Source organism: Variovorax gossypii, assembly GCF_003965815.1.
Classification (GTDB): Bacteria; Pseudomonadota; Gammaproteobacteria; order Burkholderiales; family Burkholderiaceae_C; genus Variovorax; species Variovorax gossypii.
In genome coordinates this window covers 1-19590 of record NZ_RXOE01000012.1, presented here as the reverse complement: position 1 = coordinate 19590, position 19590 = coordinate 1, and the positions used below count along the sequence as shown (strand labels likewise).

The 19590-nt window shown below is 66.8% G+C and carries 19 protein-coding genes and 1 pseudogene; 7 read left to right on the top strand and 13 right to left on the bottom strand.

All coding sequences use genetic code 11. From position 1 onward, the window contains the following. Positions 1-60 precede the first annotated feature (60 nt). On the top strand, positions 61-1044 hold the full coding sequence (locus EJP69_RS28535) for a Bug family tripartite tricarboxylate transporter substrate binding protein (protein WP_240652319.1): 984 nt from the start codon (positions 61-63) through the stop codon (positions 1042-1044). Between the two features lie 35 nt (positions 1045-1079). Here EJP69_RS28535 and EJP69_RS28530 read toward each other — a convergent pair whose 3' ends face one another. The 13 genes from EJP69_RS28530 to EJP69_RS28470 form a co-directional block, all read right to left on the bottom strand. Next, positions 1080-1952, bottom strand: coding sequence for a LysR substrate-binding domain-containing protein (locus EJP69_RS28530; RefSeq protein WP_093209872.1), 873 nt, complete (start codon positions 1950-1952; stop codon positions 1080-1082). 77 nt (positions 1953-2029) lie between these two features. Then, positions 2030-2752 (bottom strand): ABC transporter ATP-binding protein, encoded by a 723-nt coding sequence (locus EJP69_RS28525; RefSeq protein ID WP_093209870.1) that lies wholly within the window; start codon positions 2750-2752, stop codon positions 2030-2032. Then, entirely contained in the window at positions 2733-3500 is a 768-nt protein-coding gene (locus EJP69_RS28520; protein WP_093307837.1) for an ABC transporter ATP-binding protein, read from the bottom strand. The genes EJP69_RS28525 and EJP69_RS28520 overlap by 20 nt, the downstream gene beginning before the upstream one ends. Then, on the bottom strand, positions 3497-4510 hold the full coding sequence (locus tag EJP69_RS28515) for a branched-chain amino acid ABC transporter permease (protein ID WP_126473709.1): 1014 nt from the start codon (positions 4508-4510) through the stop codon (positions 3497-3499). The genes EJP69_RS28520 and EJP69_RS28515 overlap by 4 nt, the downstream gene beginning before the upstream one ends. Then, entirely contained in the window at positions 4507-5376 is an 870-nt protein-coding gene (locus EJP69_RS28510) for a branched-chain amino acid ABC transporter permease (protein WP_093209864.1), read from the bottom strand. The genes EJP69_RS28515 and EJP69_RS28510 overlap by 4 nt, the downstream gene beginning before the upstream one ends. 15 nt (positions 5377-5391) lie before the next feature. After that, the gene (locus tag EJP69_RS28505) at positions 5392-6570 is read right to left on the bottom strand and encodes an ABC transporter substrate-binding protein (RefSeq protein WP_126473707.1); all 1179 of its coding nucleotides are present in this window, start codon (positions 6568-6570) and stop codon (positions 5392-5394) included. Between the two features lie 91 nt (positions 6571-6661). Next, on the bottom strand, positions 6662-7306 hold the full coding sequence (locus EJP69_RS28500) for an isochorismatase family protein (RefSeq protein ID WP_126473705.1): 645 nt from the start codon (positions 7304-7306) through the stop codon (positions 6662-6664). After that, the gene (locus EJP69_RS28495) at positions 7303-8346 is read right to left on the bottom strand and encodes a 2,5-dihydroxypyridine 5,6-dioxygenase NicX family protein (protein ID WP_126473703.1); all 1044 of its coding nucleotides are present in this window, start codon (positions 8344-8346) and stop codon (positions 7303-7305) included. Before EJP69_RS28495 ends, EJP69_RS28500 begins: the two co-directional genes overlap by 4 nt. Positions 8347-8369: 23 nt before the next feature. Next, entirely contained in the window at positions 8370-9365 is a 996-nt protein-coding gene (locus EJP69_RS28490) for an amidohydrolase family protein (RefSeq protein WP_126473701.1), read from the bottom strand. Positions 9366-9382: 17 nt separating this feature from the next. Then, entirely contained in the window at positions 9383-9898 is a 516-nt protein-coding gene (locus tag EJP69_RS28485; RefSeq protein WP_093209855.1) for an aromatic-ring-hydroxylating dioxygenase subunit beta, read from the bottom strand. After that, the gene (locus tag EJP69_RS28480; RefSeq protein WP_093209853.1) at positions 9895-11205 is read right to left on the bottom strand and encodes an aromatic ring-hydroxylating oxygenase subunit alpha; all 1311 of its coding nucleotides are present in this window, start codon (positions 11203-11205) and stop codon (positions 9895-9897) included. Before EJP69_RS28480 ends, EJP69_RS28485 begins: the two co-directional genes overlap by 4 nt. Before the next feature lie 9 nt (positions 11206-11214). Then, positions 11215-12486, bottom strand: coding sequence for an NAD(P)/FAD-dependent oxidoreductase (locus EJP69_RS28475; protein WP_126473699.1), 1272 nt, complete (start codon positions 12484-12486; stop codon positions 11215-11217). Next, positions 12483-12800 (bottom strand): non-heme iron oxygenase ferredoxin subunit, encoded by a 318-nt coding sequence (locus EJP69_RS28470; RefSeq protein ID WP_093209849.1) that lies wholly within the window; start codon positions 12798-12800, stop codon positions 12483-12485. The genes EJP69_RS28475 and EJP69_RS28470 overlap by 4 nt, the downstream gene beginning before the upstream one ends. A 430-nt stretch (positions 12801-13230) precedes the next feature. Between EJP69_RS28470 and EJP69_RS28465 the strand changes: the two genes are divergently transcribed. The 6 genes and pseudogenes from EJP69_RS28465 to EJP69_RS28440 all read left to right on the top strand — a co-directional run. After that, complete coding sequence (locus tag EJP69_RS28465) at positions 13231-15612, top strand: xanthine dehydrogenase family protein molybdopterin-binding subunit (protein ID WP_093209847.1); 2382 nt, start codon at positions 13231-13233, stop codon at positions 15610-15612. After that, entirely contained in the window at positions 15609-16460 is an 852-nt protein-coding gene (locus EJP69_RS28460) for an FAD binding domain-containing protein (RefSeq protein WP_126473697.1), read from the top strand. The genes EJP69_RS28465 and EJP69_RS28460 overlap by 4 nt, the downstream gene beginning before the upstream one ends. Positions 16461-16466: 6 nt before the next feature. Then, entirely contained in the window at positions 16467-17684 is a 1218-nt protein-coding gene (locus tag EJP69_RS28455; RefSeq protein ID WP_093209843.1) for a xanthine dehydrogenase family Fe-S subunit, read from the top strand. A 119-nt stretch (positions 17685-17803) separates the two neighbouring features. Beyond that, on the top strand, positions 17804-18610 hold the full coding sequence (locus EJP69_RS28450) for an alpha/beta fold hydrolase (RefSeq protein WP_126473695.1): 807 nt from the start codon (positions 17804-17806) through the stop codon (positions 18608-18610). A gap of 75 nt (positions 18611-18685) precedes the next feature. Then, a complete protein-coding gene (locus tag EJP69_RS28445) occupies positions 18686-19222 on the top strand; it encodes a MarR family winged helix-turn-helix transcriptional regulator (RefSeq protein WP_093209839.1) in 537 nt (178 codons plus the stop codon). Between the two features lie 107 nt (positions 19223-19329). Continuing rightward, positions 19330-19590 (top strand): annotated as a pseudogene (locus tag EJP69_RS28440) (acyl-CoA dehydrogenase N-terminal domain-containing protein); the annotation flags it as partial.

Below are 19590 nucleotides of genomic sequence, written 5' to 3'. Positions count from 1 at the left end.
TGCTCGCACGCACGAGTCGACGCTCGAACAAGCGATGTGAGCCTTCCCCTGGAGCATCCCGTGAAGAAATCGCCTGCCGCCTGGCTGAACACCCTCGCACTCATCGTTGCCGCGTTCGTCGGCGCATCGCCGGCCATCGGGCAGCAAGCCGGCCGCCCACCCGCCAGGATCCTGGTCGGCTTCTCGCCCGGTGGCACGCTCGACGTGGTGACACGCGCGCTTGCCGATCAATTGCATGGCCCGCTCGATCGCACCGTGGTGGTGGAGAACAAGCCGGGCGCCGGCGGGAAGATCGCGATCGATGCGATGCGCTCCGCTCCCGCCGACGGCAGCGTGGCCATGCTGTGTCCCGACTTCCTCGCATCGATCTACCCCTTCGTCTTCAACAAGCTCAACTACGACCCGCAGCGGGACATCCTGCCGGTGTCAACGGTGGTCGAGTTCCCGATGGCACTGGCCGTGCCCTCCTCCTCGCCCGTCAAGACCTTCGGCGAATACGCCCAATGGGTGCGCGCGCATCCGGAGAAAGCCAACTTCGGCCACGCGGCATCGGGCGGCCCGACGCACTTCCTGGGACTTCAGATCGCCAGGATCATCGGCACACCGCTGCAGGACATCCCTTTCCAGGGCGCAGCGCCGATGATCGTGAATCTGACGGGCGCCAATGTCGCGGCGGGCACCTCCACGGTCGGGGACTTCGCGCAGCACCACAACGCCGGCAAGCTGCGCGTGCTGGCCGTCACCTCCGCACGACGCTCGCCGCTGCTGCCGGACGTGCCGACCTTCGGCGAACTCGGCCGCAAGGAACTCACCGCAGTCGGCGTGCTGGCCATCTGCATGGCCCCCGGCACGCCTGCGGCCGTCGTCTCCGAATGGAGCGCTGCCGTGCGCAAGGCGGCAGCCACAGAGCAGTTCGCGAGCAAGGTCCGCATGCTCGGCTTCATGAACACGGGAAGCTCGCCCGCCGAAGCACGCGCCAGGTTCGGCGAGATGCGCGTGTTCTGGGAGCCGGTCGTCAAGGCCTCGGGATTCAAGGCCGACTAGCGCGATGACGCGATGACGTGCTCCTCGCGGTCCGCCTAGCGCACCGAGCGGATCCAGTCCCGAAAGAGCCGGACCGGCGCCGTGGCCGCCTTCAAAGGGTCGCAGACGAGGTAGTAGCCGAGCTCCGTCCTGGCGACGTGGTCCACCGCCACCACGAGGCGCCCGGTGCGCAGGTCCTCCTGCACGTACGCCCGCTGCGCCATTGCCACGCCCAGGCCGTCCGCTGCGGCCTGGTAGCACAACGCGGCATTCGCCAACGCGATTCCCGGCAGGCATGGGGTGTCCGCCAGGCCGGCCGAGCCGAGCCACAGCGGCCAGGCTTGTGGCCGCATCATGGAATGCAGCAGGTCGGCCCGCAGCAGATCGCCGGGCACCTGGAACTGACCCGCCAGGGCGGGTGCGCAGACCGGGACGAACTCGTCGTCGAACAGGTGGTCGAGCTCGACATCGGCCCACTCGCCCATGCCGTGCCGTATCGCGCAGTCGGCGCCTTCGAGCCGGACGTCATCCGCGAGTGCGATCGTTGCGATCTCCAGGGCGATGTCGGGATGAAGCGCATGGAAGCCGTTCAGGCGGGGAACCAGCCAGCGGATGGCAATGCTCGGAGGCACCTTGAGGCGCAGCCGCTTCTCCCGCTGGCTGTCGGCCAGGTCGCCCAGCGCGTCGTGCAGGCGATCGAAGGCGTCGCAGACGCGCGTGGCGAGTCGTTCGCCCACCGCGGTGAGTTCGATCTCGCGACCGGCCCTCTGGAACAGCTGCACGCCCAGCCCCGCTTCCAGCAGCTTGATCTGCTGGCTCACGGCACCGGGAGTGACGTGGAGCAACTGGGCGGCTCGCGATACCCCCTTGGCCCGATACACCGCATCGAACGCCCGCAGCGGGCTCAGGAGCGCGCGAAGGTTCTGCATGACAGGATGAGATTTCCGGAGAACTCAGTGCTGGCTGAAGAGACAGCTGCCTGCCTCGGCACTCGCACACATCGGCTTCAACATTTCTGAATGCCGATGGTGCGGTTCAGGAGTTCCTCGTCCTCACGCAGCGCGGCTGCCGAGCCGGCATAAGCGGCAACGCCCCGCTCCAGCACGATGACATTTGTGGAGAAGTCGAGAACGACGTCGACGTGCTGCTCCACGAGGACGCAGCCGACTCCGAGCTGGTCGCTCATCCGGACGATGGCGTCCATCAGTTCCTCGCGCACCATGGGAGCGAGGCCCTCCAGCGGCTCGTCGAGCAGCAGAATGCGCGGCTGGCCAACGAGTGCCCGTGCCACAGACAGCATCTGCTGCTCTCCGCCCGACAGCTGCGTGCCACCGTTTCGCCGCCGCTCCTTGAGCCGCGGGAACAGTGCATAGACCGGCGGCAGGGCCACGCCGGCCGAGCGCCCCTGCAGGCCCGACAGCAGGTTCTCCTCCACCGTCAGCGAAGGAAAGATGTCCCGGCCCTGCGGCACGTAGCCGAGCCCTGCCCGTGCCCGTGCGTACGTGGTGGCGCCGCCGATGTCGTTGCCGCCGAAGTGGATGCGGCCCTGCATCAGGTCCGCCAGGCCGATCGCGGTTGCCAGCGTGGTGGTCTTGCCGGCGCCGTTGCGCCCGATGAGGCCCAGGCGTTCGCCTTCGCGCACGCTGAAGCTCAGATGCTCGACGACTGGCACGCCGGCGTAGCCGGTCGTGACGTCGTCGAACCGAAGTTCAATGGGAGGGCTGGGCATGGTGAGCGTCTCGTCCGAAGTAGATTTGTTTGACTTGTTCGTTGGCCGCGACTTCCTGCGGCGACCCCTCCACCATCACCGCGCCGGCAACCAGGACGATGATGTGCGAGGCGAAGCGGAACACCAGGTCCATGTCGTGCTCGATGAGCAGGACCGACAGATCCTTCGGCAGGCCCTCGATGGCGCTCATGATGCGGCCGCCTTCTCCCTGCGGCACGCCCGCGCCGGGCTCGTCCAGCAGCAGCACCTCGGGCTTCATGGCGAGCGCGAGCGCGATCTCCGCAAGCCGCTGCTCGCCGAGCGCCAGCCGCCCGACCACCCGGTTCGCATAGGGGTTCAGGCCCAGCATGCCGAGGGTCTCGTGGACCTCGTCGTGCACGCGCGCGGAACGCGCCGGCGAAGGCCACCACTGCATGGAGGCGCGCAGCCGCTGGAGCACCGCGACCCTGACGTTGTCCGCCACGCTCAGGTCCTTGAACAGGCGGCTGATCTGGAAGGTGCGAACGATGCCGCTGCGCACGCGTGCGTACTGCGGCAGCTGCACGATCGAGCGGCCGTCGAGCTGGATGTCGCCGGACTTCGGACGGATCGCTCCGCTGAGCAGGTTGACCAGCGTGGTCTTGCCCGCGCCGTTGGGCCCGATCAGCGCCGTGCGGGCACCCTGCGGGAGGGACAGCGTGACGTTCTGCGTGACGGCCAGGCCGCCGAAGGAGTGGCACAGGTTGCGGGTTTGCAGACGGGGAGTCATCGGGCTCCTCCGTTGCCGCCCAGACGCCTGGCGTATGCCGCGGCCCGGTCCAGGAGCCCGATAAGACCTTCGGGCAGGACGATGAGCACGACGATCAGCATCGACCCGATGACGAACAGCCAGTGATACGGGTTCAAGGTCGACGCGATGTGGTGGATGGTCATGTACGCGACGGTGCCGAGCACCGCACCGGCCAGGCGGCGCGTGCCGCCCAGGACGATCATGACCACCACACCCGCGGACGTCGTGAAGTCCAGCATGAAGAGATTGGCCACCTTGCTGGTCTGTGCCGTCAGTGCGCCCGCCAGCCCCGCCACGACGCCGCCGACGGTGTAGACGGCCAGCAGGTGCAGGTACACGCGCCCGCCGAGTGCCTGGACGCGCCCCGGGTCCTGCCGGATCGCCCTGGCCGTCAGGCCGAAGGGCGACTCGGCCAGGTTGCGCACCAGGAAGTACACCAGCACCAGCGCGCCCAGCGCGTAGAAATAGCCGGTGTGCCCCATGAAGTTGAACTCCCAGAGGCCGAACAATGGGGCGACCTCGAAGCCGGCAAGTCCGTCGTCGCCGCCGGTGAGCCACCTGGCCCAGTTGGCGAGCTCGAGCAGCAACTGCGCCACGGCGATGGTGAGCATGACCAGCGTGAGCTTGGTCGAGCGCAGCATGACGGCACCGCTGAGCAGCGCGATCAGCCCTCCGCCCAGGCCGCCGAGCAGCAGCCCGGCGACGGGATCGGTCGTCAGGTACAGCGCGGTCCATCCCGCGACGTAGGCGCCGGCGCCATACAGCGCGGCCTGGCCAAGTGTCGCGATGCCCGCCTGTCCGAGCACGATGCTCAGCGACAGTGCAAAGATCGACATCGTCGCCATGTTGGTCAGCAACCCGAGGTCCTGCGGGAACACCACGAAGGCCAGCAGCCCCGCGAGCGTCAGGACGATCTCGGCGCGCAACTGCTTCCACGGGCGAGCACGGGGCGGCGCAGCCATCGCCATGGGCGGAATCACCGCGCTCATGCCTGCCTCCCGAACAGCCCCTGCGGGCGGAACAGCAGGACGACGATCATCGTCAGGAAGAAGGCAGCCGATGCGAGCTGCGGAACCATGTATTTCATCGAGGTCTCCACGATGCCGAGCAGCAACGCTGCGAAGAAAGAGCCAAACAGATTTCCGTTTCCTCCGACGGCCACGACCGCCAGGAGGATCACCAGGTACTTGGAGGCGTAGGTCGGCTCCATCGGCAGCATCTCGGCACCGGCGATGCCGCCCAGCGCCGCGAGCGCCGCACCGATCGCGAAGGTGGCCGCATAGATCCTGGTCGTGTCGATGCCGATGGCCCGGGCGATCGGCGCGTTGTCGACCGCGGCGCGCACCCGGATGCCGAAGGACGACCGGTCCACGGCGAGCCACAGGACGGCGACGACCACCAGCCCGCAGGCGACGACGATGAGCCGGTGCCGGGGAATGGAGCGAAACCCCAGGTCCACCGAGCCGCCGAATGCCTCGGGAAGCGCGACGGATGTCACCGACGATCCGAACATCAGGTTGACCGCCGCGGTCGCGACGAACATCAGGCCGATCGTCACCAGCATCTGGTCGAGATCGTCGCGGCGGTAGAAGCGGCGCAGCAGGGTGCGCTCGAAAAGCACCGCCACCAAGGCCACGACGGCGATCGCTAGGACGAAGCCCAGCCCGACGGGCACGCCCAGGCGCTGAGGAATGCTCGCCGCGAGAAAACCACCGAGCATCGCGAAGGCGCCATGGGCCAGGTTCACCACACGCATCAGGCCCATGGTCATCGACAGGCCCACGGTGATCATGAACAGGATCATGGCGTACGTGACGCCGTCGACCAGGATGCTGCTGAGAAGCGCAAAGGACATGCTGCAGTCCCTGCGTTACTTGGCCGCGCCCTGGATGCGTCCGTAGTCGGGCTGCATCTCGAAGGTCCGGAACTCGCGGTTGACGAAACGCCCCGAGGAATCCTTCTCGACCACCCGCATGTAGACGTTCTGCACGAACTCGCGGGAGGCCGGATCGATCTTCACCGGACCGCGCGGGCTTTCCCAGGAAAAGCCCTTGGCGGCGGCAAGAGCCTTGGGTCCGTCGCGCTTGCCGTCCGTCGCCTTGACCATGTGATAAATCACATGCAGGCCGTCGAACGCATTCGCGAGCTGGACGGTCGGGATGGCCTTGGGCGCCACTTCGGCCAGGGCCTTGACCGCGGCATGGTTCAGCGGCGAGTTGTGCGTCGCCGAATAGAACATGCCGGTCTCGATTCCCAGCAGCTCGGGGCCGATCGCGCGCAGCTGGTCTTCATCCGTCTCGCCCGTGCCCAGGAAGCGCACGCCCGCGGCCCGCAATCCCGCTTCGTTGTAGGCCTTGATCATTGCGTAGGTGGCCGGCCCTCCAGGACCGAAGACGTAGAGCGCATCGGGCTTGAGCGCCTTCACGCGCTGCATCAGGGGGCCGAAGTCCGTCGTCTTCAGCGGCGCGCGGATGGCCTCGAGCAGCTTGCCGCCTCCGGCGACGAAAGCGGTGTTGAAGGCCTTCTCGGCGTCGAGGCCGGGACCGAAGTCGCTGACCAGCGACACGACGTTCCTGATGTTCTTCTCGAGCGCGTACTTGGCCACCGGCACGGCCATCTGCGGCAGCGTGTAGGAGGTGCGCAGCAGGTAGTCGGACTTCTCGAGAAGCGAGGAGGTCGACGCATTGAAGATCACGACAGGCACCTTCGCCTCCTGTGCGAGCGCGGCGACAGCCAGCGTATCGGGCGTGAAATACAGGCCTGCGATGTACTGGGCGCCTTCCTTGATGATGAGCTCCTGGGCCAACGCCTTGGCCTGCGCGGGATTGATGTCCGGCAGGTCGCGGTAGATGACTTCGATCGTGTGCCCGCCCGCAGTGGTGCCGTTGAGCTTCTGGTAGGCCTTGGTCGCTCCTTCCCAGGTCTGCCCCACCGCGGAGAATGGTCCGGACATGGGTGCGATCACACCCACCTTGACGACGTCGGCGCGGCTTTGCAAGGCCAGCGTCGCGAGTGAGACCGCGATCGCGGCAATGAGTCTGAGGGTCATCTTCTTCTCCAAGTGGTGCGGGTCGCTGGGGGCATGCGCCCGGGTTTTGACGAGAGGTGGGTCGGGAATCGTGGGACGGCGCGACCCGGCTTCAGGCCGGGACGCTGTGGGGCTGCGCTGCTTCGGTCGCCTGCAGGGCGGCGTCTCGGGGCATCAGGGTCGCGTACTTCTGTTCCATGTCGAAGAGGTTGGCCGCGTGCGCCTGCAGCGACCGGTCGCCCACGCAGTCCGTGACGACCAGGGGGCGAAAGCCGTGGCACATGGCATCGACCACGCTGGCACGGACACACCCGCTGGTGGTGCATCCCGCGATCAGCAGCGTCTGCACGCCGCGCTGGGACAACCAGGAAGCCAGCGAAGTGCCGAAGAAGGCCGAGGGATGGATCTTGCGCAGCACCAGCTCGCCGCTGCGCGGCTGCAGCTGCGCGACGACCTGGCTTTGCGGCGCGTCCTCCCGCAGGGCCAGGATGGACGGCACCTTGAGCGCGAAGATGTTGGCGTCGGCGCCATCGTCCTGGTACACGACGCGCGTGTGGACGATGGGCCATCGGCGCTCGCGTGCGGCAGCCAGCAGGCCGCGCGTGCATTCGATGGCCGGCTCGATGTTGCCGCCGCCGAACGTGAGCGGATCGGCGAATCCGTTGACGAAATCGATGATCAGCAGGCCGTACGGCGCCTTCGGTGCGACGGCGTTGCCGAAGCCCTGCTTCTGGTAGATGTCCGGATCGGCGTTCATTGGAAGGCCTCGTCGATGACCTTGCCGTCGCGAACCACGACGACGTCGTCGAGCTTCACCGTGCAGTTGCGCAAGGGAATGTCCAGGTGGCAAGGCGTGGTGCGAGGCCCTCCGGCCTCGTTGTTCGGGCCCAGCGAGAACAGGAAGTTGCCTTCGAACGCACGCGCGTCCTGCCCGGACGTGGCTTCGCGGTCCACCAGCGACAGCGTGTGCCAGTAGCAGCTCGGCTGCATCCCCCAGCCGATGTGCGCGATCGCGTAGGCCTCGGGGTCCTTGTAGGCCTCCATGAACTCGCGCAGCAAGGCGGCGTCGATGTCACCTTCGATGCTGCGCACGAAGCCTTCGCGCAGATGCATGGTGATCCTGTCCGAGACGTAGTTCTTCTGCGGCAGCAGGATGTCGCCGCGGTCGATCACGATGGTGCCGTCGCTGCCGCCTTCGTTGGCGAAGGTGAAGAGGAAGCCGCTGGGCCAGTGGTCCCAGCGCCCGGGCTCCTCGCAGAAGCCGTACTCGGAGATGGTCGGGTAGTCGCCGAGCTTGAAAGTCACGTCCGTGCCGGCCGGCGAGGTCACATGCATCTTCCTGGCGGCCTTGAGCAGCTTCGATGCGGCGAGCACGCGTTCGCGATCGGCCTCGGTGGGCACCGCCCGCACCAGCACCTCGGGCGGCTCGACGGCCAGGAGGATCTTCGTCCCCGACTCGAGGATCTCCATCTGCTCGGGCGAGAACAGCAGCAGCATCAGGTCCAGGACGATGTCGCTGTTCTTCATCGCCGCGAGCGCGACAGGGTTGTTGGTGAGGGGCGTCTCCCCCAGGTAGTTCATCAGGTCGCGGCTGGGGGCCTTCTCCGCGTTGATGGGCTGCAGCTCGATCCTGGTGACGACCGCGCCCGCGGCCTGCGCCGCGATCGTCGCGGTCTGCAACGTCTGCGGATGGGTGTGGGGTCCGCACAGGATCGAGACCTTCTGTCCGCGCTCCACCTTGCTGAGCTTCAGAACCTCGTCCCAGGCCTTGACCATTTGATAATCGCTGACTGGCATTTTTCGTCCTTTGTTTGAAAGTGTCAGATCTGCAGGAGCGCAAGGTCCTGCGGGCTGCCCAGCTTGAAGAGCCGGCGGGCATTGCCGTGGCACACCTGCTCGCGGGTGCGCGCGTCGAGCGGCGCCTGTTCGATGAAGGCGCAGGCCTCGGCGGTGGACTCGTAGGGGTAGTCCACGGAGAAGAGCACGGCCTGGGCGCCGAGCTCGCCGATGGCGCCCAGCAGAGCCGGCGCGGAGCACACGCCGGACGTCGTGATCAGGATGTTGCTGCCGATGTACTCGCTGGGCTTGCGTGCCAGCTTGATGCCCGAGGGGTAAGCGGCGAAGCGGCTGTCGATGCGCCAGCGTTGATACGGCAGGGCCTCGCCCATGTGGCCCAGCAGCAGGGTCAACCGCGGAAAACGGTCGAACACCCCGCCGAACAGCAGGCGCAGTGCATGCCCCGCCGTCTCCACGCCCCAGCCCCAGGCGGCCCCCTGGAGCACCGGCATGCCTTCCAGCAACGCCGGCGGCTGGCTGAACGCGTTGGGGTGCAGATAGATGGGCACGCCGAGTGCCTCTGCGCGCTCCCAGAACACGTCGAACTCGCTGCCTTCGTAGTAGCGGCCCAGGGTGTGGCCGTTGATCAGCGCGCCCTTGAAGCCGCACTCGACGACGGTGCGCTCGAGTTCCCGGGCTGCGGCCGCCGGGTCCTGGAGCGCGACGTGCGCGAAGGCGCCGAAGCGCTGCGGATGGCGCGCCACGCGCTCGGCGAGGAACTCGTTGTTCTCGCGTGCGCGCCGCACGGCGGCTGCGCCGTCCGCCTCGGCCTGTACGCCGGGCATCGTCTGCGACAGCACGGCGTACTCGATGTTTGCGGCGTCCATCTCGGCCAGGCGCTGGTCGTCGAAATCGCTGAGCCTGGCATCGAGCCGCGCCACGAAGTCGGCCGGCAGCGCGCGCGTGTATTTGGCGGAGTACGCATCGAAGCCGGGGGCGGAGAAGTGCTCTTCGAGCGCGATCTTGGGGGTTTGATTCATTGTCGTCCTCATTGGATTCAGGCCGGGTACGCCAGGGCCGTGTCGAGAATTTCCGTGTCGTGCACCACTTCGCGGCTGGCGATGAGCAGCCGTTCGCCGTCGCGCACAAAGCGGTCGTGGTAGATGCCCGCGAGATGCACGGTGGAAGGCCCCTCGACCAGCGTCTGCATCAGGATGAAGGGGGTCTGCGAGCTGATCGTCTCGCCCGTCTCTTGCAGCACGCGCGTGATCCCCAGCACATGCAGCATGTGCCGTGGCGCGAACATCTGCGAATGCGCCACGGCGAGCGCGCGGTCGGTGATCATGTCCAGGCCCTCGCAGTAGACGAGGCCCACGGGCATGTCCAGCAGCGCGTTCTGGCGCGAGGTGATCCGGTAGGTCGCCTCCTTGCTGAAGAACTCGGGCCAGCGCTCGATGTCGTTGGCATCGAGGGCGGCGCAGTACTCGACGTGGAAGGAGTCGACCTCCGCGCGCAGCTCGGCCGCGCGGCGCGGCGAGATCGTGGATCTGGCGTAGGCGAGCCGCTCTTTCATGCTGCCACCTCCGCGACACGGATGCCCATGACGTCCCGGTAGTACTGGTAGAGCGACCGGATGCACGACTCCGAGATCAGGTTGCGCGCCGTTCCCTGGTGGCCTGCATCGAGCTTGACGACGTTGTTGTCCGTGGACGAATTGCGGATGCCTTCCTGCACGAACTTCAATGCCTCGTTGTCTTCGAGGCCCAGGAAGCCGGAGGGGCCCATCAGGTTGCCCTGCCGAAGGCGGTGCCGCGTCATCTCGGGCGTATCGTCCTCGTAGCCGAACATGGTCCACTGCATCACCATGCTGTTCGGGCCGTTCGGAATGATCTGGCGCACACCCATCGTGTTCATCTGGCGCTGCACGATCAGGTTCGGCCACATGGTCATCATGTTGGCGGACCAGGGCGAATCGAACTCGCGCACGTAGTCCAGAAACCGCTCGTCGCGCAGCCGGAGCTTGTCGCTGAACGACCGCATCTGCGCCTTGTCGTCGGCGTCGACCGTGGCATAGACCTGGTCGGGCTTGGACGACGCCATGTAGCCGTGGCGGCCATGTTCCTTGTCGGCGAAGACGATCGACTTGATGCCAGGCACCAGGAGGCCGAACACCACGAGGAACGAATGCAGCAGCGTCGCGTGGTATGGGTCCTTGAGGTTCTCGTGGTACATCTTCCAGTTGCACGGAAGCTCGTTGCGGCAGTAGCCCAGGATCCTGAGCTTGCGGCCCGAGAACGGAACGTCGAACTCCTGGACGATCTCCTTGGTCATGTACTCTTCCAGTGGCGGCGTCTTGTCGGAGTAGGTGGCGAACACCACGCCGTTGCGCGTGGCCACGCGCAGCTGCCGGGTACCGTGCTCCGCGTTCTTGAAGTCCGGCGGCATGCCGCCGACCTTGTTGATGCCGCGCTTGAACGGAACGCCCTGCAGGTTGCCCTTGAGGTCGTACGACCACTGGTGGTAGGGGCAGACGAACTCCTTGGCGTTGCCGTGGCTGGAGCGACAGAATTCGGCGCCGCGGTGGGCGCAGCGGTTCTCGAAGACGGAGATCGTGTGGTCTTCCGCGCGAACGATCACCACGGCCGTTGCGCCCACGTAGCCTCGCTTGTAGTCGCCGGGATTCGGGATCTCGGCTTCCAGCGCGACGAAGTTCCAGGTGTCGCCCCGGAAGATGCGCTCGATCTCCTGGTCGTAGATGGCCTGGCTGGTGTAGACCCAGTCCGGAATGTTGTTGAGCGCGTCCGCGGGCCAGACGCACTGTTCCAGGGGCGGGTTCTTTCGGGCATTCGTGATGCCGATGACCGCCTGCGATTGATACATGAAAGCTCCTTAGGCTCTGAGGTGTGGTTGAACGGTGGAAGGGGCGCCGCCTCGCATCTGCTTGGCCCATGCGCGCAGATCGGTGGCGTCCCGCTGGAATTCGTCGAGCAGCACCGGCTGGCGCTGCTCGAAGAGGGGCCGAATGGCGCGCAGATCGGCACCGGCGTTGATGGCCACGCCGTGCAGCGGAACGGCACCGCGATGGCCGATCCACAGCACCTTGCCGGTGGCCGGATCGCCTCGGCGCACGTATTCGAGACCGGGGGCCGGCAGGCCCAGCATCTGGATGTTGTGCCGGCCCTGGTCGGTCCAGAACCAGGGCACCGCCGGTGCCGGGCTGGTCGCACCGAGCATGGCGGCCGCGGCGGTGCGGGCCTGCTCGTTGGCGTTCTGCCAGGATTCCAGGCGCGTCGGCGTCGCGTGCCCCGGGCGTTGCTGGCTGGTGCAGTCGCCGCACGCGAACACGTGCTCGTCGCTGGTGCGGCACTGCGCGTCGACCAGAACGCCACCGCCCGCCGCGATCTCCAGGCCCGCATCGCGGGCCAATGCGTCGTTGGGCGAGAGGCCGATGGCCACGACGATCTCGTCCGCCTCCAGGTCACCGGCATGGGTCGACAGGCGCATGCGGCCATCGGGCAGAGGGTCGACGCCTTCGAGGGCGGTGCCGAGCAGGAGCCGCGCGCCTGCCTGCCGCAGACCGGATTCGAGCCACGCCGACGCTTCCGGCGGAAGAAATCGATCGAGCAAGGACTTCGCGCGCTCGACCACGCTCACCGCCGCACCGGCCGACAACGCGGAGCTGGCGATCTCGAGGCCAAGAAAGCCGCCACCCAGGATCGCGACCCGCGGCTTGCCCTGGAGGGCGGCGCGCAGCCGTCGCGCGTCGTCGAGGGTGCGCACGTAGTGCACGTGCGATCGGCCCGCCGGTGCGGACGCCAGCGTGCGGGCCTCGCCGCCCGTGGCGAGCAGGCACATCTCGTACGGGAGCACCTGGCCGCCGGCAAGGCGAACCTGCCGCTTCGAGAGATCCAGGGCCACCGCATCGCTGCTGCTTCGAAGATCGATGTCGCCAAGTTCCCATGCGTCCTGCGAAAAGACGCCGAGGCTCGGCTCCTCGGCCGCCACCAGCACGGCCTTGGACAGCGGGGGCCGCTCATACGGCTTGTGGCGCTCCCTCCCCAGCATCGTGATGCGTCCGCGGTAGCCGTGTTCGCGCAGCGCATGGGCGGCGACCGCCGCAGCCTGGCCCGCACCAACGATGACGACGCCGGGCGAAGTCATTTCGCGGCCGACGACATCACGTAGATGTCATCGCCTTCCTGCTTCACGGCGTGAGTGCGCAGGTCCACGGTGACCGGCGCGCACATCGCCCTGCCCGTGCGGATGTCGAAGCGGCCCTGGTGCAGCGGGCATTCGACACAGCCGTCCTCGACATAGCCCTCCGACAGCAGCGCGGTGGCATGCGTGCACATGCTGTCCGTGGCGAAGAACTCGTCGTCGATACGAAACAGCGCGACGCCGTGGCCCGCGACGTTGACGGTTTTCGCTTCATCGTTTTTCAGCTCTCGCGCCGAAGCGACTTTGATCCAGTTCATGGCTCCATCCGGGGATTTTCCGGACCCTTCAAAATTAGTCAGTGAACTGTCATATTAGTTGGACTCATATGTGATTTCAAGTACGGGTTTTTACTGTCCGACGTTGCACCAGATTGGATCCGAAAGGCAGACAAATAACGCCACAGAAGCGATTTATGCCAATGCAGATGCACCACTTTCGAGATGTTTCCTAGTTAGGGTTTGCATCGACGGCAGGCTGCTTCCATCGCGCCAGCATCGGTCATATACTTGTGAAAGTGAACTGTCATATCGTGCGAATCAAATGTCGAAACGCACGTTGGCGATCAAGCCCTTGTGCGGGGTACGGCGAAGAGACTTGTTCTTGCGCGCCGATCACCTGGGCATTGCCGGGCATGGGCGGACTCGATGGAGTCCGGCACCAGGAAACCAGTCAAGGAAAAGGAAACGCATGGACCGAGCAGACATTCCGGCGAGGCTGTTGAAGCGCGAGGGCATCGGCGCCCGGGTGCCTCGCAAGGAGGACGCGCGCCACCTCGTGGGAAAGGGCAACTTCGTGGGCGACTTCGTGCTGCCTGGCCTCCAGGAGGTCGCGTTCCTGCGCAGCCCGCTCGCGCACGCGGTGGTCACCGGCGTCGACATTCCAGAGGCGCTCGCGGGGAAGGTGTTCCTGCGCGAGATGATGTCGGATGCGGCGGACATCGGATCGCCGTCTTCGGTGCCCACCTATCAGTACTCGGCGCTGCCGCCGCTGGCTTCGGGCAAGGTCCGTCACGTCGGCGAGGCCATCGCGATGGCGGTGGCACCGACACGCGCCATGGCGGAAGACCTGCTGGAGGAAGTGGAGGTCTCGTACGACGAACTGCCCGTGTACCACAGCGCGGATTCCGCGCTCGCGGCCACGGGGGAGTTCATGCACCCTGACTGGAAGGACAACGTCTTTCTCACGCTGCGGACTGATCGCGACTTCGAAGCACTCGCCGCGAAGGCCGAGGTGAAGGTCAGCCGCACGGTCGAGCTGTCGCGCCAATGCATCGTGCCGCTGGAGGGCAAATCTGTCCTGGCCTACTGGGATTTCCAGACCGACCAGCTCGTGGTCGTCAGCGCCACCCAGGTCCCGCATCTGCTGCGCGTGGGCATCGCCCAGCACCTCGCGATGAACGAGGAAGCCGTGCGGGTCGTGTCCCCGGACGTCGGCGGCGCCTTCGGCTACAAGGGACAGCTCTATCCCGAGGACCTCTGCGTCGCCTGGCTGGCCAAGACGTATCGCACGCCGTTTCGCTACCTCGAGGATCGGCGCGAGCACCTGATCGTCGGCGCCAACACGCGCCAGCATCACTACCGGCTCACGGCCTATGCGGACCGCACGGGCAGGCTTCTGGCGCTGGACGCCGTCATCACCATCGACGGCGGCGCCTATTCCTACTATCCCTTCTTCGTCGGCCTGGAGCCTGGCCAGGCGATCGGCAATCTGCCCGGGCCCTACAGCTTCCGCGGCTATCGGTGCGAGACCCTGTGCGTTGCGACCAACAAGCCCGGCTTCATGGCCTACCGTGGCGTCGCGCGCACCGGCGTCTGCTTCGCGATCGAGCTGCTCATGGACGCCGTGGCCCGCGAGGTGGGGCGTGAGCCGTGGGAGGTACGGCTGGAGAACCTGGTTCCGGCCTCGGCCATGCCCTATGTGAACGTGGCCAACAAACACTTCGACAGCGGCGACTTTCCGGCAAGCCTGCGCCGCGCCGTGGAGATGATCGGACTGCAGGCCGTGCGCGAGCGCCAGGCGCGCGGCGAGCCTGACGGGCGGCTGATCGGCTTCGGCACCGCCACCTATACCGAGCAGTCCGCCCACGGCACGACGGTGTTCGCGAACTGGGGCCTGCCAGTGGTGCCCGGCTTCGACCAGGCGGTCGTCAGGATGACCGCGGACGGCGGACTCGAAGTGCGTGTGGGCGTGCACTCGCACGGCCAGGGCATGGAGACCAGCTTCGCGCAGATCGCCAACGACGTGCTGGGCATTCCGGTGGCAAGGATCCGGGTGGTGCACGGGGACACGGCACTCACGCCGTTTTCTTCGGGCACCTACGCCTCGCGCGCCACCGTCATGTCGGGAGGCGCCATATCGGTCGCGTGCAAGGAACTGCTGCCGCGGATCCAGTCGATCGCAGGCTACCTCATGGGTGTGGATGCGCAGACCGTCGCATTGATCGAAGGACGCGCCGTGTCCGGCGACAAGTCGATCCCGCTTTCGGAGGTCGGGGGCGCGTGGTACCTCACGCCGCAGGACCTGCCTGCCGACGTTCATCTCGGCGGCCTGGAGGTGTCCCGTGCGTACAAGCCCAACGTCGATACAGGCACCTTCACCTATGCAACGCATGCGGTGGTGGTGGCCGTCGACACCGAAACCGGCGAGGTCGAGATCCTCGACTATGTGGTCGTGGAGGACTGCGGGACCATGGTCAATCCCATGATCGTGGAGGGCCAGACCATCGGCGGCATCGCACAGGGCATCGGCACCGCGATGTACGAGGAGAGTCCGTACGACGAACAGGGCCAGCCGCTGGCTTCCACCCTGGCGGACTACATCCTGCCGGGTGCCACCGAGGTGCCGCGCATCCGCATCGACCATTTCGAGACACCGTCGCCGCACACCGAATTCGGAGCCAAGGGCGTCGGCGAAGGTGGCGCGATCGCGCCGCCGGCGGTGATCTTCAATGCGGTGAACGACGCCCTGCGCGGCACCGGTGCTGCCGAGGTGCTCATGACACCGCTGACGCCACGCCGCTTGCTCACGGCCCTCGAAAGCGCGAATCGCGAACAGGAGCACGCCCGATGAAAGCGCCGAAGTTCGCATACACGCGCGTTCTCGAGGTCGGCGAGGCGATCGCCGCACTGGCGGCAAGCGCAGGCACCGCGAAGGCCATGAGCGGGAGCCAGTCCCTCGGCCCGATGCTCAACCTGAGGCTGGCGCGGCCTGCTCAGGTGGTCGACGTCGCGCAGATTCCCAGCCTGCGCACTGTCAGCCGCAAGGCCGACTGGATCGAGATCGGTGCCGCCGTCACCCATGCGGAGATCGAGGACGGCACGCACCCGCCGCTGGCCGCGCACCCCATGCGCCAAGTCGCAGGCGGGATCGCCTACCGCGCGATCCGGACCCGAGGCACCGTGGGTGGCAGCCTGGCGCATGCCGATCCCGCGGCTGACTGGGTGGTGGTACTGGCGGCACTCGGCGCGCGGATAGTGGTCAGGTCGCCGCGCGGCGAACGCACGATCGACGCCGACGCATTCATGCTCGGCGCCTACACGACCGTGCTCGAGTCCGATGAACTGATCGTGTCGGTCGCCGTGCCTTCGGAGACATCCTCCATGCATTGGGGATATCACAAGGTCTGCCGCAAGCCGGGCGAGTTCGCGGAAGCCAGTGCGGCGGTGTATTTCGACGCTTCACGCGAGCGTGCGCGCATCGTCCTCGGGGCTGCCGACGGCCCTCCCCTGCTGCTGCATCCGCTCGCAGCCGAGATCGCGCACAACGGTGCCGCCGCGGCCGGCCGCGAGTCGTTGCGGGCAGCCGTACGCGCCGCGCTCCCTGAACGCGACGCCATCGACCAGAAGCTCTTCACCGCCTGCCTGGAGCGCGCACTTGAGCAGTCCGGCGTCCTGGCCGGTGCCAAACACGCGGAGTAAAAAGACTTGGACCCCATTTCCATTCAAGTGAACGGTCGCAGCATCTGCCGACCGGCCGAGCCCAGGGTGCATCTGGGCGATTTCCTGCGCGACGAACTGCGCCTCACCGGAACGCACCTCGGCTGCGAGCACGGCGTGTGCGGTGCCTGCACGGTGCTCGTCGACGGCCAGCCCACGCGCTCGTGCATCACATTCGCCGTGGCATGCGAAGGCCGGGAGGTCACCACCATCGAGGGCTACGACGACGACGCGGCGATGCAGCGACTGCGGCAGGCATTCACGCGCCACCATGCGCTGCAGTGCGGTTTCTGCACGCCGGGAATGCTGGCCACGGCGCGCGACATCGTGCTTCGCTTGCCCGATGCCGACGAAGCGCGCGTGCGCCTCGAGTTGTCGGGCAACCTGTGCCGCTGCACGGGTTACCAGGGCATCGTCGACGCCATCCTGGACGTGCTCCAGCAGCAACGCGACACCCCCGACGCGCAGTTCGAGAAGCTGCGCCAGAGACTCGTCGCACCGCGAACGGTCGCGCTGAAACGCGTCGCCGCGGCGACGCCCGCCGAATCGCCGGTACCGTCGCCTGGCAGGACCGCGGCATCCGATCCGGCCGCCGCGGCGGACATGGCAGAGGTCGATCCCGTGGCGATGGCCAAGGCCAAGGCGAAAGGCAACGCCATCGAGGTCCATTTCGACGTGCCTCATCCGATCGACCGGGTGTGGGCATTCATGGGGGACCTGCCCGCGGTGGCGTCGTGCCTGCCCGGCGCGACCATCGACTCGCACGAGGGTGAAAGGGTCAAGGGCACGATCGCCATCAAGTTCGGGCCGATGTCCGCAGCCTTCGCCGGCGCGGCGCGGCTGGAACGCGACGATGCCGCCAGGCGTGCCGTCCTTCGAGGCGCGGGCCAGGACAGCCTCAGCAAGTCGCGCACCCAGGGCGACATCACCTATCGGCTCGAAGCGCTGGCCGCCGACAACACCCGGGTCCACGTGGACATGGTCTACGCGCTTCAGGGGCCGCTCGCGCAGTTTTCGCGCTCGGGGCTCGTGAAGGACTTCGTACGCCGCATGGTGGCGGACTTCGGCAAGCAGATCTCGCGTCGGCTGAGCGGCCAGGCGGCTTCGGTCGACGAGCCGCAACCCACGGTCTCCATGGCCGCAATGATGTGGAGCGTGTTATGGAACCGCATTCGAGGCTGGTTCGGGAGGCCGCCGCAGTCCTGAGACTGTTCGTGCCGGGTGCCGCATCGCTTCCAGCGCAACGGCGAAGGTTCGTGTCGATGCCGTTTGCGCCGCCAGTCGGGGCGGGAGCGGCTGGTGAATGAAACACCACGGAGTCGCAATTGAGTTCATTTCTTCATGGCTACCACGTGCGCGCCAACGGGGTTCGGCTGCACCTGCTGCGCTATGGCGGGCAGGGCCCGCGCATGCTCCTGTTGCCCGGCATCACGAGCCCGGCCATCACATGGGGCTTCGTCGCCGAGCGACTGGCCCGCCACTTCGACGTTCATGTTCTGGACTTCCGCGGGCGGGGCCTGTCCTCCAGCGTGCCCGGCATCGACGCCAGCCTCGATGCCATGGCGGGCGACGTGCTCGACCTGCTGGAGGTGCAGGGGTGGTCGTCCGTCACGCTGCTGGGGCACTCCATGGGGGCACGCGTCGCGATCCGCGCCGCGTCGCGCGACGCGCGCCGCCTCGACAGGTTGCTGCTGATCGATCCGCCCGTCTCAGGCCCCGGCCGCCGCCCCTATCCCGTGCCGCTGTCGTGGTACGTGGATTCCATCCGGATGGCCACCCAGGGCATCACGGCCGACGGGCTGCGTCCCTACGCACCGACCTGGACGGACGAGCAGTTGCAGCTACGGGCCGAGTGGCTCCACACGTGCAGCGAGGAGGCGGTGGTCCAGGCGCATGCAGGTTTCCACGGCGACGACATCCACGCCGATCTGGCGAGGTTGCAGACACCCGGGCTGCTCATGACGGCGGGGCGCAGCGGCGTGGTGCTCGCCGAAGACCTGGCGGAGATCGGAAACCTCGCACCCCACCTGAGGCAGTGCACGGCCCGCGACGCCGGCCACATGATCCCGTGGGACGACGAGCTGGATTTCCACCGCCTGTTGGGCGAGTACTTCGAGGTCGGCCTGCTGTAGCGGCTGGCGTTCTCGTTCCTTTTGCATATGGGGGAGCCGATACACTCGCCGGCTGACACTATTGGCGATCTCGAGATGATGACGAAGCGTTCTCCCGCCCGGAAGAAGACAGGTGGCACCACCGAGGTGGAGGCGGCAAAGCCCAAGGGTCCAGAGCCATTCAATCCGCTGCGCGAAGTCATGTGGCGGCGTCCGGGCTTCCTGATCCGCCGGCTCACTCAGATCGGGCAGGCGATCTTCTTCGATCTGTGCAAGTCCGAGAGCATCACGCCGCTGCAGATCGGCATGTTGACCGCGCTTTCGATGAATCCGTGGCTCGATCAGAAGGCCCTCGGCCGCGAGCTTTCACTGGATCGAACGACGACGGCCGAAGTGGTCAAGCGCCTGGTCGACAAGGGGCTGGTCGAGACCCGCGTCAATCCGGACGATCGCCGGTCGAGGCTGTCGGTGATCACCAAGGACGGACTGAACCTGATCAACGACCTGCAGGACAGCATCCACCGCTCGCAGGAACTCTTGATAGAGCCGCTGTCACCCGAGGATCGCGCCGTCTTCATGAAGCTGCTGGCTCAGCTCGTGGATGCCCACGAGAAGATGGAGAAGCAGGGCTAGCCCGTCTGGCTTGAACCTTCGCCTCGTCCCGCCGGCTGCCTGGCGCCCCTGTCCGGCCGAGCCGAATTTTTCATTTACCTTGGATCTGCTTCGAAAGAAAAATCGAGATGAGCTACACCGCCCCCATCAAGGACATGCTGTTCGACATCGAACACCTGGCCAACATCGGCGAGATCGCGAAGCTGCCGGGCTTCGAGGACGCCGGCCTGGAAACCGCACAGGCCGTGCTCGAAGAGTGCGCGCGCTTCAATCAGGACGTGGTCGCGCCGCTGAACGTGCCGGGCGATCGCAATCCCTCGTCGCTCAAGGACGGCGCCGTCACCACCACGCCGGGCTTCAAGGAAGCCTTCGCGCAGTACGTGGCGGGC

What these genes read in the sequence shown, in the direction of transcription:
- EJP69_RS28445 (WP_093209839.1), top strand. Translation starts at nt 18,686, where the DNA reads ATGATGACGAAGCGTTCTCCCGCCCGGAAGAAGACAGGTGGCACCACC.
- EJP69_RS28465 (WP_093209847.1), top strand. Translation starts at nt 13,231, where the DNA reads ATGGACCGAGCAGACATTCCGGCGAGGCTGTTGAAGCGCGAGGGCATC.
- EJP69_RS28490 (WP_126473701.1), bottom strand. Translation starts at nt 9,365, where the DNA reads ATGAATCAAACCCCCAAGATCGCGCTCGAAGAGCACTTCTCCGCCCCC.
- EJP69_RS28520 (WP_093307837.1), bottom strand. Translation starts at nt 3,500, where the DNA reads ATGACTCCCCGTCTGCAAACCCGCAACCTGTGCCACTCCTTCGGCGGC.
- EJP69_RS28480 (WP_093209853.1), bottom strand. Translation starts at nt 11,205, where the DNA reads ATGTATCAATCGCAGGCGGTCATCGGCATCACGAATGCCCGAAAGAAC.
- EJP69_RS28460 (WP_126473697.1), top strand. Translation starts at nt 15,609, where the DNA reads ATGAAAGCGCCGAAGTTCGCATACACGCGCGTTCTCGAGGTCGGCGAG.
- EJP69_RS28525 (WP_093209870.1), bottom strand. Translation starts at nt 2,752, where the DNA reads ATGCCCAGCCCTCCCATTGAACTTCGGTTCGACGACGTCACGACCGGC.
- EJP69_RS28475 (WP_126473699.1), bottom strand. Translation starts at nt 12,486, where the DNA reads ATGACTTCGCCCGGCGTCGTCATCGTTGGTGCGGGCCAGGCTGCGGCG.
- EJP69_RS28510 (WP_093209864.1), bottom strand. Translation starts at nt 5,376, where the DNA reads ATGTCCTTTGCGCTTCTCAGCAGCATCCTGGTCGACGGCGTCACGTAC.
- EJP69_RS28485 (WP_093209855.1), bottom strand. Translation starts at nt 9,898, where the DNA reads ATGAAAGAGCGGCTCGCCTACGCCAGATCCACGATCTCGCCGCGCCGC.
- EJP69_RS28500 (WP_126473705.1), bottom strand. Translation starts at nt 7,306, where the DNA reads ATGAACGCCGATCCGGACATCTACCAGAAGCAGGGCTTCGGCAACGCC.
- EJP69_RS28470 (WP_093209849.1), bottom strand. Translation starts at nt 12,800, where the DNA reads ATGAACTGGATCAAAGTCGCTTCGGCGCGAGAGCTGAAAAACGATGAA.
- EJP69_RS28515 (WP_126473709.1), bottom strand. Translation starts at nt 4,510, where the DNA reads ATGAGCGCGGTGATTCCGCCCATGGCGATGGCTGCGCCGCCCCGTGCT.
- EJP69_RS28530 (WP_093209872.1), bottom strand. Translation starts at nt 1,952, where the DNA reads ATGCAGAACCTTCGCGCGCTCCTGAGCCCGCTGCGGGCGTTCGATGCG.
- EJP69_RS28495 (WP_126473703.1), bottom strand. Translation starts at nt 8,346, where the DNA reads ATGCCAGTCAGCGATTATCAAATGGTCAAGGCCTGGGACGAGGTTCTG.
- EJP69_RS28505 (WP_126473707.1), bottom strand. Translation starts at nt 6,570, where the DNA reads ATGACCCTCAGACTCATTGCCGCGATCGCGGTCTCACTCGCGACGCTG.